The 13053-nt window shown below is 51.2% G+C and carries 16 protein-coding genes; 4 read left to right on the forward strand and 12 right to left on the reverse strand.

The genetic code is table 11. The features are described from left to right. Positions 1-22: 22 nt before the first annotated feature. The 12 genes from JWJ90_RS12895 to JWJ90_RS12950 form a co-directional block, all read right to left on the reverse strand. Positions 23-406 carry a MotA/TolQ/ExbB proton channel family protein gene (locus JWJ90_RS12895; RefSeq protein ID WP_205227640.1) on the reverse strand — a complete coding sequence of 128 codons (384 nt, stop codon included), beginning with the start codon at positions 404-406 and terminating at the stop codon, positions 23-25. 324 nt (positions 407-730) lie between these two features. Then, positions 731-1930, reverse strand: a complete 1200-nt coding sequence (locus tag JWJ90_RS12900) for an ABC transporter permease (protein WP_205227641.1) — start codon at positions 1928-1930, stop codon at positions 731-733. A 6-nt stretch (positions 1931-1936) separates the two neighbouring features. Next, positions 1937-3145: an ABC transporter permease gene (locus JWJ90_RS12905; protein WP_205227642.1), complete on the reverse strand. Its 1209-nt coding sequence runs from the start codon at positions 3143-3145 to the stop codon at positions 1937-1939. Positions 3146-3180: 35 nt separating this feature from the next. Then, positions 3181-3855, reverse strand: a complete 675-nt coding sequence (locus tag JWJ90_RS12910; RefSeq protein WP_205227643.1) for an ABC transporter ATP-binding protein — start codon at positions 3853-3855, stop codon at positions 3181-3183. Beyond that, positions 3852-5009 carry an efflux RND transporter periplasmic adaptor subunit gene (locus JWJ90_RS12915; protein ID WP_338032329.1) on the reverse strand — a complete coding sequence of 386 codons (1158 nt, stop codon included), beginning with the start codon at positions 5007-5009 and terminating at the stop codon, positions 3852-3854. The genes JWJ90_RS12910 and JWJ90_RS12915 overlap by 4 nt, the downstream gene beginning before the upstream one ends. A 125-nt stretch (positions 5010-5134) precedes the next feature. Next, positions 5135-5551 carry a hypothetical protein gene (locus JWJ90_RS12920; RefSeq protein ID WP_205227644.1) on the reverse strand — a complete coding sequence of 139 codons (417 nt, stop codon included), beginning with the start codon at positions 5549-5551 and terminating at the stop codon, positions 5135-5137. Further along, positions 5548-5880 (reverse strand): hypothetical protein, encoded by a 333-nt coding sequence (locus tag JWJ90_RS12925; RefSeq protein ID WP_205227645.1) that lies wholly within the window; start codon positions 5878-5880, stop codon positions 5548-5550. Before JWJ90_RS12925 ends, JWJ90_RS12920 begins: the two co-directional genes overlap by 4 nt. Next, positions 5877-6527, reverse strand: coding sequence for an RNA polymerase sigma factor (locus JWJ90_RS12930; protein ID WP_205227646.1), 651 nt, complete (start codon positions 6525-6527; stop codon positions 5877-5879). Before JWJ90_RS12930 ends, JWJ90_RS12925 begins: the two co-directional genes overlap by 4 nt. Before the next feature lie 18 nt (positions 6528-6545). Continuing rightward, a complete protein-coding gene (locus JWJ90_RS12935) occupies positions 6546-6854 on the reverse strand; it encodes an EF-hand domain-containing protein (protein ID WP_205227647.1) in 309 nt (102 codons plus the stop codon). A gap of 2 nt (positions 6855-6856) precedes the next feature. Beyond that, entirely contained in the window at positions 6857-7324 is a 468-nt protein-coding gene (locus JWJ90_RS12940) for a hypothetical protein (RefSeq protein WP_205227648.1), read from the reverse strand. A gap of 287 nt (positions 7325-7611) precedes the next feature. Beyond that, positions 7612-7881, reverse strand: a complete 270-nt coding sequence (locus tag JWJ90_RS12945) for a Txe/YoeB family addiction module toxin (RefSeq protein ID WP_205227649.1) — start codon at positions 7879-7881, stop codon at positions 7612-7614. Next, positions 7862-8134 (reverse strand): type II toxin-antitoxin system Phd/YefM family antitoxin, encoded by a 273-nt coding sequence (locus tag JWJ90_RS12950; protein ID WP_205227650.1) that lies wholly within the window; start codon positions 8132-8134, stop codon positions 7862-7864. Before JWJ90_RS12950 ends, JWJ90_RS12945 begins: the two co-directional genes overlap by 20 nt. A 911-nt stretch (positions 8135-9045) precedes the next feature. Here JWJ90_RS12950 and JWJ90_RS12955 point away from each other — a divergent pair. The 4 genes from JWJ90_RS12955 to JWJ90_RS12970 all read left to right on the forward strand — a co-directional run bounded on the left by JWJ90_RS12955 (position 9046) and on the right by JWJ90_RS12970 (position 13037). Then, positions 9046-9276 (forward strand): hypothetical protein, encoded by a 231-nt coding sequence (locus JWJ90_RS12955; RefSeq protein ID WP_205227651.1) that lies wholly within the window; start codon positions 9046-9048, stop codon positions 9274-9276. A 276-nt stretch (positions 9277-9552) separates the two neighbouring features. After that, positions 9553-10032 (forward strand): hypothetical protein, encoded by a 480-nt coding sequence (locus tag JWJ90_RS12960; protein ID WP_205227652.1) that lies wholly within the window; start codon positions 9553-9555, stop codon positions 10030-10032. A gap of 354 nt (positions 10033-10386) precedes the next feature. After that, positions 10387-11715 (forward strand): TolC family protein, encoded by a 1329-nt coding sequence (locus JWJ90_RS12965; RefSeq protein ID WP_205227653.1) that lies wholly within the window; start codon positions 10387-10389, stop codon positions 11713-11715. After that, the gene (locus JWJ90_RS12970) at positions 11715-13037 is read left to right on the forward strand and encodes an efflux RND transporter periplasmic adaptor subunit (protein WP_205227654.1); all 1323 of its coding nucleotides are present in this window, start codon (positions 11715-11717) and stop codon (positions 13035-13037) included. Before JWJ90_RS12965 ends, JWJ90_RS12970 begins: the two co-directional genes overlap by 1 nt. Positions 13038-13053: the final 16 nt, after the last annotated feature.

Genomic DNA, 13053 nt, shown 5'->3' on the forward strand with positions numbered 1-13053 from the left:
CAGGGGAAAAGTAGGGTGCCGCCTACCAGAGACTGGAATCGGCTTTGCCGAGAAAGACTTTGGTGCAGATGAGAATGTTCCGGGCGTTGTCACCTGCCTGAATACGAAGCAATCCTTCACGGAGGATAATTTTCTTGAGCAGCTCCCGGCCGTTTGATTCGTTGTAGTAGATATCGGAGTCAAGAATATCCTGCACATTCTCCGGTTCGGTTTTATCGACAATGAGCTGGACACCGAGCTTGAGAAAGGGATCTTGAATCTGCATCAGTTCACCTTCAAGCGCAAGCAGACCACGTTTAAAGGCAACCTCACCCAAATCGCGTAGTTTTTTCACCATCGGGACCAGGCTCTCCTGATCTTCTTTGCTGCAGGCTGCCTTGGCGGCAAGGGATAAATCTCGTAACATAATGGTTCCTTTGTACTGGAAAACAATTTTTCGTTCTGCATGATGAGGAAACAAAAATCTGATCCATGCCCTCAACAAACAGAATACCATCAGGGAATGGTTGTATTGTGCAGAGGGATGCGCCAAAAGTGAAGGGAAAAAGGAATTGTCCGACGAGATGCTGCCGTTGAGGTTCTTTTTTAGGGTGTCTTGAATAATTTGATTTTTCAATCAAGGTCAAGGCATGCTTAAAATTTTACCGCAGGCATATACATGATATTCCGAGGATAAAATTTTAAGCATAACGCCGAGATTGGAAGAAAAAGCAATTATTCAGGATTCCCTTTATTCTGAGCGCAGAGCCTCAAGGGGGCTTAAAAGCGCAGCCTGGCGTGCCGGTAAAAGCGAGGCCACGACACCGATCCCCATGGAAAGCAATTCGGAGAGGACAACAAAACTCCAGGGTGTGTGCACCGGAAGCAGCGGAACCAGCAAGTGAATCAGATTGGCACAGAGAAAACCGGCCACCAGCCCGGCAAAACCACCGAGCGCAGCCAAAAGTGTCCCTTCCAGCAGGAAAAAAAGCAGCACCTGTCCCTTGGTCGACCCCAGCGCCCGCAAGAGGCCAATTTCGCCGGTTCGTTCCCGCACGCTGATGGTCATTACTGTAAAAATCCCTACACTTCCCACCAAGAGCGAGATACCTCCCAGTGCCCCAACAGCCACCGTCAGCATACCAAGCACCGAGCCTAGCACATCAAGCATCTGTTGCTGGGTGGTGATGGTGAAATCTTCCTGACCATGACGGGCAAGCAGGAGCCTCTTGATGGCTGCCACCATTTCCTCGGGATCGTTACCTCGACGGTAGAGAATATCGATCTCCATCAATCCTTCCCGATTAAAGAGATCAAGGGCTCTGCTGGCAGGCATATAAACGGTATCATCCATGTCAAAGCCAAGGATCTGTCCCTTGGACTCCATCACCCCGATAACCCGAGCCGGTTGATTGCCGATCTGGATGCGCTCCCCCAGTGGATTGCGCCCGACAAAGAGTTCCTGGTTGACTTTATGCCCCAGCACCACAAAGGCGCGTGCAGCCCTGGCATCGTCGGCAGGGAGAAAGCGCCCTCGTTGAACCCGCATTTGAAAGGCGGTATCCATGTCCGACCCAACCCCATAGACGGTGATGCGCCGGGTCCGGTTTTTGGCCTTCACCTCAGCATTGCCCTGGACCATGGGAACCGCGGCTTCTATCCCGGGTAAACGGCGCAACGCATCGGCATCTTCCAAGGTCAACAACCGCTCGGAGCCGATAACCCCCAGAGAGGTGCCCATGGTTTTGACCTTGCCGGGATTGATCGCGATCAGGTTGGTGCCAAACTGGGTAAACTCTGCCAGAACAAAACGCTGCAACCCCTCACCCATGGAGGTGAGCAGGATAACAGCGGCAATACCCACGGCAATCCCAAGGCCAGTGAGAAAGGAGTGGAGTCGTTTGGCCCGAATGGAGGTGGTGACAAAACGGATTTGATCGACAATATCCATAGCGCCTCAATGACGGGCCAGAGCCTGAATGGGATCAAGATTGGCAGCCCGTCGTGCCGGAAGGAGCGAAAAGATACATCCTGTGCCCATGGCTGTGCCCATGGCCGCGGCAATAGCCCAGACCGGAGGCGTTGTCTGCAGGGTTGGGTAGAACTGGATTGCCAGCCAGGCCCCCGAAAATCCGATTCCCAGTCCGAGAATACCGCCAAGGGTGGAGAGCAGCAGGGCCTCGCTGACGATCATAACCATAATCTGCATCTTGCCCGCACCCAACGCCTTGCATAAGCCAATTTCCGCCGTACGTTGGGCAACAGCCATGAGCATGACATTCATGATGAGAATACCGGCAACCACCAGGCTGATACCGGCTATACCGGCAACGGTCAGGGTAAGAACCGCAAGGATCTTGTCAAAGGTGGCCAGAACCGAATCCTGGGTGATGATGGTGACATCGTCCTCTCCATAGTGCCTTTTGGCAATGGTGGTGGTGATGTGTTTTTTGAGCCGTTCGATGCTCTCCATGTCTTTGGCTTCAATGAGCACCCGAAATAATCCCTCGGTGTTCAACAGCATCTGGGCAAAGGCCACCGGGACGATGACCAGCTCTTCGGTATCCAGGCCGAGCGAGCGTCCCTCGGAACCGAGGATGCCAATGACCCGGCAACGAAATCCACTGATACGCACCAGCTCTCCCAGGGCATTGCGTTGACCAAAGAGTTCACGGTAAACCTTGGCACCGATAATACAGACCGGCCGGGCAATCTCCATATCTTCCTGGGGAAGAAACGAACCACGTTCGAGCTGCAGATGATGAATATCCAGGATGGGAGAGGTAGAACCGATCAGGGGAATGTCCCGTTCCCGGCCACGGTAAGCTATGCTTAACTCCCCGATGACGATCGGAGTGAGTCGTCCGACCGCATCACCGCGCATAAGTGCACGCGCATCACCTAGAGTGAGATCTCGAGGTGTCTCCCCCACCAGAGTTGCCGGCGTATTGGAGGCGGTATCCGCCCGACCGGGAATGACGATGACCAGATTGGTGCCCAATGAGGCAAATTGATCCACAATATAAAGCCTGGCCCCATTTCCAATACCGGTTAAGAGCACCACCGCGGCCACCCCTATGGACATGGCCAGGAGCATCAAAAAGGTGCGTACCCGATTGGAGCCAAGGGAGGAGAGGGCAAAGAGGATGGTGTCAGAGGGCCGCATTATTCACCTGGGAGTATTTTCAGCATCACCCACCATCACGGCTTCAAATCGCTGTCAATGGTCCCATCAACCACACGAATACGCCTTCGTGCCCGGTTGCCCACCTCAGGATCATGGGTGACGATCACCAGGGTAAGGCCATCCTGATTGAGTTGTTCCAGCAGGTTGATGATATCGCCGCTTGAATGGCGATCAAGGTTGCCTGTGGGTTCATCCGCCAGGAGGACGGTCGGCTGATGAATCACCGCTCGCGCAATGGCCACGCGCTGGCGTTGGCCACCAGAGAGTTCGTCTGGCCTGTGATGACGTCTTGTCTCCAGGCCAAAGGCGGTCAGTAGTGGCAGGCTTCGCGTTGCCCGTTCTTTGCGGCCAACGCCGGCAAGCATCAGTGGCAATTCGATGTTCTGCTGGGCACTGAGACGGGGAACCAGATGAAAAAATTGGAAAATAAAGCCAATCTTCTGGCTGCGAACCTGGGCCAGTTGAGCATCAGAGAGACTGGTCACATCCTGACCTTCCAGCAGGTAATGGCCGCTGTCTGGTGTATCAAGCAGGCCTAGAGTATTGAGCAGGGTTGATTTACCTGATCCCGAGGGCCCCATAATGGAGACATATTCCCCCGGGGTGATAGTCAGGGAGATGTTATCCATGGCGCGGACTTCCTGGCCGCCCACATGAAAGATGCGGCTGACATGCTGCAGCTCGATCATGGCGAGACATTCTCCTTCGGCTCAGGTGCCACCAGAACTCCATCCGCCAATCCTTTACGATCGATGGAGGTAATGACGCGTTGTCCGGGAGTGAGCCCCTTAAGGATCTGTGTGTGCTTCCAGTTAGAGAGTCCCGGTTGCACTTCAATTTTTTGAACACGAGAGCTGGGAGCATCAAACAGATAGACCGTGTTGTCAACCATGAGTGCCTCAGAGGGAATACGTACACTGTCTCCCTGTGCGGCTATGATGATTTCCACATCCGCGCTATAACCTGCAAGCAGGTTGGGCGGAGCCTTTTGAGGTGCAAAATCAGCCTCTATTTCTACGGTCCGAGCCTGTTTGGCCACTTCAAGCACATAGGGAGAAATGGAATGAACCCGACCAGGAAAGAATTGTTTGGGAAAGGCATCCAGGCTGATGCGTACCTCCATGCCGGTCCGTATCTGAGCCGCATCGATTTCATCAATAGGAGCTGCCACATAAAGCGTGTCCATATTAATAAGATCAATGGCGGGCAGGGTGGCAATGCCTGGAGGGGAGGGGGTAAGGTATTCACCAATTTCACCGTTGACCTCGGCAACAATGCCATCAAAGGGGGCGGTCAAAATCGTCCGTTCAATGGTTGCTTTGGCTGCTTCAACTCGAGCCTGACTCACAGAGAGCTTGGCTTTGGCTGCAACACAGGCTGCACGTTGTGCTCGGGCGGCAGAGAGAGCCTCGTCGTAGTTGGAGGCCGAGGTGGCCCGTGTTTTCATCAGGTCCTTTTGGCGCCTGGCCTGGCGCTCGGCAAGATCGGCCAGTAGACATCGCTCTTTCAGGGTTGCCTCAGCCGCTGCTACCTCACTCTCGGCCAATTGTTTTTCTGCAACCAGGTCTTTGTTCCAGAGGGTCAGGAGCACTTGTCCGGACTTGACCTTGTCAGCCTTGCGAACATTGAGGGTGGCTATCTGGCCGCCGATGGGTGGGGTGAGATCGGCACGATTGCGGGCCTTGACTGTGCCTGCACGTGTATTGGAAACCGTGGACTCGACCAGACCCTTCTCAACTGATTTTACCGTTACCTGTATCGGTTGTTCTCGGGTGAAGTATTGGTAGCCAAGAACAACGAGCAGCACCATGATGGCACCAGTGATGAGAAGGGCTTTTTTCACACAAGGCTCCGTTACTGTTGAAGTAATCGATTTGGGTAAAAACAGTAGGTATTCTAAAAAGATTGTCCAGGATGAGGGGGGCTTTTGGCAAGTGATTTCCGGTAAAGGGGGCTTGAGAAATGCCTCTACAAGGCGTGGAACGGGGCAAACCGATGCTCCACTTTTTGATAGATCTGATCCAGTTTTTTCTGTTGTTTGGGGGTGAGTTCTTTGCGAATGCCAGCAAATGCCTGACGGATGATGGTGTTTGCCTCAGGTTGATAACGCTTTCGCAGGGCGAGGATACGGTGTTGGGTAAGGCGCACATGCTGTTCAACCATTCGCTGCTGCTCTTGATTCAAATCAAGTTGCCGGGTTAAGCGTTGACTGACAATCCGGCCTATGGCAGTGGGCCCCTCCTCAAAGAGTGCTGCGACCCGGTGATGCATGATCAATTTAGTTGAGAGAGCACCAACACAGAGACCTGCTCCAAAAATGAGGAGAAGACCAAGGCCGATTTTCCATTTGTAAGCTGTGGATTTTCCTGAAGAGTGCAGGCTCATAGGGGGCCTCCGGATGTCAGTGCTAACAGTTGTAACGATTGCGACAAGAACGGATCTCCGAAGAGGAGTTCCAGGCTCATTTGTTCCGTGCTGAGGGGATACCCTAAGAAGTAGATTACAAGCACTAAAGCCAGGCTGCAACTCAGAGCAGCAAAGCGCCAAACGATGGGATTGGCTAGCGTAACCAGGTCTGGTGGCTGGAGGGGGAGTGCACGGATTTTCCGCATCACACTTTGGTTCCACTGCAAATCCGGAGTAGCCAAGGGCTTATTGCGATGCACCTGCAAAAGAGCCTGTTCCATTTTACTGCTATCATTTTTTTGGTTCATTGCCTGTTCTCCTGGTCAAGAAACTCCTGTATCAGTGTGCGCATCTGCTTGCGAGCACGATATGCGCGTACTTTAACATTGATCTGGCTCCAGTTGAGCATCTGTGCCACCTCCTTGACCGAAAATCCTTCAAAATAAATGAGAATGAGCAGGAGTCGGTTTTTTTCTGAAAGTTGGGCGAGTCCTATTTCAAGAATTTCCTGTGCTTCTCGTTGTTGAACAAGGCTGCCGAAATTCGTTTGCCCATCAGTGGCACAGACCCGCTCAACCCATTTTTGGTGCTCCTGGCTCAGTCCACTTACGGGGATTTCCTTACGGCGATACTCGCGTCGCCAATGATCCCGGCATCGATGCAGGGCAATCCCGGCCAGCCAGTTCTTCAGAGGTTTACGTTGATCGTAACCGTCCAGATGGCGGTAAGCCTCGACAAATATTTCCTGGGTTATATCCGGAACCACCTCCAGCGGAAGTAAACGCGAGGAGATGGCCCAGATATAGTTGCGGTAACGGTTGAGCAGAATCTCAAAATCGTTTTTCTTTCCTTGAAGAATGCTCTTGATGAGCTGTGCATCCGTGCGGGAGTTCTTCCCGTCGTTGCTCTCCGGGAACGACCATTGCGAGAGTTTGCTTTCGGCGGGGATTTTCATGCCGGATTTAACAACCGTTTATCGGGAAAGATTGCCGCCTCGCAGCGATTGCAATCGTGTGCGGGCGTTGGCCCGCATTTTTTCCATTTCCTGACGGGTGAGGTTGCCATCTCTGTTTTGATCCAGTTGTTCAAAACGTCGTTGCATAGCTTGATGGTACTCTTGCACGCTGATGAGGTTATCTCGATTTGTGTCTGCCGCATTAAACACCAGATCAAGGGCACGACCTGGTGCTGCCCCGGCGCAGGAGGTGGTACCCAAGACAACGAACAAAATACACGATGCGCTGGACAAAATCAGGGAAAAGCCAGTGTGTTTCGTTTTCATGCTCAGTTTCCTCGCTGGGTGGTTACGCTCTTTGTCCAGGTTTGGGTTGTCGGATCCCATTGACCACTGGCCGAACGAGTGGCTGTATTTCCCTGTGGACCGGTGAGAGTGCTCTGACGGGTGTATCCATTTGCAGAGCGGGAAGCCGTCACTTCTTTGCTCCTGCTTGCCCCCTGTGGGCCTGTCACCGTCCGCGTTCTGGTCCAGCTTTGTGTCTGGGGATCCCAAGACCCCTGACCGGTTCGCGTGATGCTCCGGCCTTGCGGACCTTGTACCGTGCTGCTGCGGGTGTAGCCATCCCCAGTTCTGGCAGTATTAATGGAGCGGGAAACCGTATTGCCTTGGGGACCGCTACGGGAAATGTTTCGTTGCCAGGCAAATGCCTCGCCAGCAATCAAAGAGATGCCGAGAATAATGCAGAGAACCGTGCCACATTTTTTTGTGCTGAGTCTATTGACAGAAAAACGCATACCATATCTCCAAAGTAGGAGTGAACAATTACGATCGACAAAAACGGACGATCGCCTTTGTTGCAATAGTCGTTTGCTGAAAAGAAAAGGTTACAAGAAAAAGTGAGGGGAGGGGGATTTTCTGCGAGGTGAGGTGCCTGCTTCTGTCAGAGGGGCAAAGAAAACCATCACGGAAGAATACTTTCTTAACTTTGTCATGAATCCGTGAGCATTCATCAGTGCGTCAGTTTCGTTATGTGCGGTTTGCCCGAGTTGAGCGGAACTCGCTCAACTCGGGACGTTAAGGCTCAAAATTGATCGTAGTGGCCACCGATTGCGAAAATGAAAATATAATTGTCGTCGAATTTGTAAATGACGCGATCTTTTTGGCTTAACCTGCGTGACCAGAAGCCGGAAAGGTTGTGGCTCAGTGCTTCGGGCTTTCCCGTGCCATTTGTTGGGTCTCCCCGAAGCATTTCTTTTAGAATTGAACAAAGAGCTTTATGTAAACCTTTGTCTTTGGTCCTGAGTTCTTCATAGGTAGTCCACGTTCTCCCTTCAAACACCAAGGATCTCATTCATTTCCCCATCCGTTGGTGTGTAACCGGAACGTTCAGCGTGTGTGTGAGCAGATTCAGAAATTTGCTTCATCAGGCTGGAATTTTGGAGAACATAAAGTGTCTCCTGGTCACGTTCCCAATCTTCCGCACTCATAACGACAAAAGCGCCACCGCTACGGCGGGTTACTTTAAGTGGAACATGCTCACTGGCTGCTTGTTCGACAAAGTTTTTCATGTTTGAACGAAACTGATTAACGCTAACAGTTTCCATCGGGCACCTCCTTTTATGTACTGTCTTCCGGTACATATTAACATCCCCTGGCAAACAAATCAACCAGCCGGAATGGGCCGCTACGCTAGACGTAAAAAAAACACGACCAAATGCGGTTGTGTTCAAGCTGCCCTCTGCCATCAGTGGTTATAGACAGTCTCCAAGGAGGGGAGGCATTGATTTAGGATAGTAAAGAAAACGAACCTTTTGTGCCTCAGACTGCTCTGAGTTAGTCAGTAATAACCTTAAGCCTTAGCCTCGCAGAATAGCTTGAGGCTGCCAGCACTAAGCTGTTCTCCCCCCCGACTCTGTACAAAAATCGGAGTCACTCTTCTCTCTCCGATCGTGGCAGTCAATAGAATTCAGCCAAGTAGCAAGGCCTGTTTGTGACACACTCGTTTACTCCCTGGGGGCGCTCCATGCTAGACGGCAGGTGAGCGGGGCTTGGCTGAACTTAGCACCCAAAAAAACAATATTTTCCCAATATCAGTTCGTTTTGCACTGCAGCTACTCCCAAGGGCGAAGGGTAATTCCTTCGCCTTTTTCTTGTCTATCTATAGAGACTCTCAGTCCACATTAGGCTTTTTGTAAATTCATTTTTTGAAAGAGCATTGGGGGGTCGGAAAGTGCGCATGCTGCAAAAGGATGTTGCTGCTCATTGTACCCCGGTGAAGGCAGTTGGCATGCGGCTTATGTGCCACTCCGTGGTTGTGGTTATTTTTTAGACACATTACAGTGTCTGTCTGATTAAAAAATAGACGTCTTCCTGTGCCCTCAGAGGAAAATAGTTTTATTCATAGAATAAAAATTGAATTAACTTAGTTAGTTAATGGGATTTTATCTATTTGGCACGGCATCTGCTATGGATGGGGCAACCAAAACATTTCAATGAATAAATGGAGGTACCAAATATGAAAAAAATGAAAATGCTGGTCGGGATGCTCCTTGCCGTAGCTGTTCTCTCGACAGGGGCTTATGCAGCTTCCTCAACCACAGCCAATCAGCGGTTCGACAGATGCAGTGTAACATCGATGGGGCATAGGGGGATGCAGTCAGAAGAACATGAAACTCCGCATGGGACCAATATGGGGAATGCAGGTAGCCATCATTTCATGTATGGCGGAGGATTTCACCGCAGCTGAACTGGAGCAACGTAGTCTAACTGGTCCAACTAAAACCAATTGTAATCAGCAAACAATTCATTTTGCCTGCTGTTGAGATTGAGGGTGGCTAATTACCCTGCCTACACAAAAAAATAGGGTGATAGGAATCAATGGAGTTCCTCGCCGCTGGCATAACCTGGCCCGCATATGCAGGTCAGTGTGTAGAGCAGAGCATTGTTTTCCTCTCCCTCAAATATTTAATACGTCACCGCACTCGACGGTGGCTGCACCAACCATTTTTGATGAGGTAATATCATGAAAAAATATAATCTTTTAGGAACAACTTTTTTGATTCTCAGTGCGGTCTTTGTTTTTTCCAACGCCAATGCAGCGACTTCTGATTATGGAAAATGGGAGAAAGACCCGGCTGTAAAAGAACAGCTTGAAACAGGGAAGTTGCTCCCTAATCATACCTATTATTATACGGGTTCTATCAACGGCCCGGACTGTTTCATCGCGCTGGACAACAATTATACTTTGCGTGATTCCAATATCTGGGCAAAAGCAGATGAAATGTCAGATAAAGTTATGAAGAGTTGGCTTCAGTCTTTGACTCAAGAGAGAGGGGATAGATCTTTACATGTCCAAGGTGGAGACATTCTAACTCCTGATGGGGAAAAGGCAGGAGTTTGGTATTCACATTATTCAGTCAATGTAATTGAAATGCCAAATCCTGGTGAACTCGTCATCTTTCAGCCGCACCCAGTTGGTGGCAAAATTCCCGGTCAGGATTGATCCTGTCCCTGTAGGAAAAAATTTCCCTCACCGGCTTTAAGGTCGGTGGGGAGGAATTTCTCTATGTACATCACACTGAAGCAAGTGGCTCAAGGGCTGCGATAGCGGTCTTTCCTGCATGCTGCATGTTCATCTATGGTAGAATTATTCCTGCCGCAACTTCGAAATTTTGAACAAATCTAACTATTCAGGTTATCGATAAAGATTGTACAAATTTTCAATCCTTTCACGCCCTTTTTTCTCGCCATTTGGTGATATAATGTTTACGTGGTGTTAATGTTGCGAACCACTATGTGGTATATGTAGCAAGCGTCTTTGGTGCCTGAAACGGCCTGAAAACAGGAAGAGGTTTAGATGAAGCAAATTGTTCGGTGCAATGTATTCATGCTCATGACCATTCTGACTTGGGTTGCTTGGCCTTCAGCTGCATTGTCGAAGGCGGCTATCCCGGAGGTCGAGGGGCTGGTCACTGAAGCACTGGAGCATAATCCGGATCTTAAGGCAAGCGAGGAACAGTGGCAGATCATGCTTGCTCGAGCGGAGCAGGCCGGTGCTCTGGATGATCCCATTATGATGGTCGGCATCCAAAACGGACTGCTTAAAGATCCCCTCTCTTTTGACCAGAGCACTATGACCGCCAAAGTAATCGGTATCAGCCAAAAAATTCCTTTTTATGGCAAGCGGGATTTAATGAAGATGGCGGCAAGGCAAGGCGCAGAGGCCGAGCATTGGCTGGTCGCCGAACGAAGGCTGACACTGCAACGACTCATCAAGGCAAACTGGGCTCGCCTTTACCGGGCTGATCGCTCTCTGGAAACGGTCCAAAAGACGCTTCTCGTGCTGGAGGATCTCATTGGTCTGGCAGAGTCGATGTACAGTGTCGGCACGAGTCCTCAGCAGGACGTCTTTCAAGTTCAGCTGCAGCGGTCAAAGATGGAGGAGATGCGTATCCTGCTTGTTGAGCAGCGTAAGTCTTTATCGACCTTGCTCAACAGTCTTGCTGCTCGCTCTCAGACAACTCTCTACCCGACTCTGCCAAGGCTCAAGCCCAAAAACTACGTCTTTGCTCCTGACCAGCTTGAACAGTTGGCCTTAAACAATCGGCCGATCCTTAAGGCGCTGCATGCACGTATTGAGAAGAGTGATACGGGTATCCGGCTGGCACAGCGGGATTTTTATCCTGACTTCACTGTCAGTTTAGAATACATGCAGCGGGAACCGACTATGAGTAGCGCGGGTGATGATATGTACGGCGCCAAACTTTCCTTCAATCTTCCCATCCAACGGGATCGGCGCTCTGCCAAGGTGACTGAAATGGAGGCGGAACGACGCAAAGGGGTGTGGGATAGGGAGGAGAGAAAAAATCAAATTCGTCAGGCACTCAGCGAGGCCTTAGCCCGTCTTGAGCGAAGCCAAAAGCTGATTCGACTCTACAGACAGGGCATTTTGGCCCAGGCTGAAGGGGCGGCTGAATCCGCCCTGGCCGGATATAGGAGTGGGGAATCCGAATTCTCCAAAGTCCTGGCTGCCCGCATGCTGCAGTTTGACAATGAACGTGCTTATCATAGTGCCGTTGCCGACCAGCAGATGCAGTTGGCCATTCTGGAAGAAATAGTGGGTGGTGAGCTGCCTAAGCAGCTGGGTCGCACTAAGGTGCAGATTAAACGGAAAATGGGAAACTGATGAAAACTGGTTTGCAACGGATTCTCTTCGTCCTGGTGAGTATCCTGGCCTTGGGCGGCGGTTATGTACTTGGTCTGCGCCAGCATGATCACGACCACGGGGCAGAAACGACAACCGGCACTCAGGAGCACAAGGTCCAGTACACCTGCTCCATGCATCCCTTTATTATCCGAGACGAGCCGGGCTCCTGCCCAATCTGCGGCATGGCCCTGACACCGCTCAAAAGCGGCGAAACAGGCGGCGCGAAAGAGGCCGGTATTACAATTGACCCAACCACCCGCCAGAACATGGGGGTACGGACCGAGCCAGTCGTCAAGCGTTCCCTGCAACATACCATCCGTACAGTTGGGCTGGTTGCACTTGCCGATGATCGTGTACGGGCAGTCAACACCAAAATAGATGGTTGGGTTGAGCAGTTATATGTCGATCAGTTAGGCCAGCAGGTCGTCAAAGGGCAACCCCTGCTCTCAATCTACAGTCCTGCATTAGTGGCGGCACAACAGGAGTACCTCCTGGCCCTGCGTAATCAAAAACGACTGGCCTCCAGTCCCTATGCTGATATAACCCGAGGGGCCACCCGGCTGTTGGATGCGGCCCGTACTCGGCTGAGTTACTGGGATATCAGTCCTGAGCAGGTTAAAAAACTGATGCTGACAGGTACGCCGAGTAAAACAGTTACCCTCTACAGCGAGCAGGGCGGCATTGTGACCAGCAAAAAGGTCCTCCAGGGGGGACAGATCAAGGCGGGGCAGGAGTTGCTGCAGATTGCCGATCTCTCCACTCTCTGGGTAAATGCCGATATCTATGAGTATGAACTTGAGTGGATCAAGAAGGGCCAACAGGCTGAGGTTGAGTTGCCGATGTTGGATACAACCCTCAGCGGACGTATCGATTACATCTATCCCTATCTGGAAAATGCCACCCGTACGGTCAAGGCCAGGATTGTTGTCGTGAATCCTGATCTTGCGCTCAAACCGGGTATGTTTGCCAATGTCCGCATCGCGGCCAAGACTGTTGCTCAGGTTCTTGCTATCCCGGAAAGCGCACTGCTCAACTCTGGTAAGAAACAAACAGTTTTCGTCGATCAAGGCGAAGGGCGTTTTCTCCCCAGACAGATCACCACCGGCATGCATGCAGATTCCTTTGTCGAGATCCGCTCTGGGCTGAAAGAAGGCGAATCGGTCGTGGTTTCTGCTCAGTTCTTACTCGACTCGGAAAGCCGTTTACGCGAGGCGCTCAATAAAATGACTGCCCCCAAAGAAGAGCCCGCTGCGACACCATCAAATGAATCCAAAGAGGATCTGAACGACCTCTTCAATTGAGGAATTTAGAGAGGTT

Source organism: Desulfobulbus rhabdoformis (genome assembly GCF_016919065.1).
In the GTDB taxonomy this organism is placed as follows: Bacteria; Desulfobacterota; Desulfobulbia; order Desulfobulbales; family Desulfobulbaceae; genus Desulfobulbus; species Desulfobulbus rhabdoformis.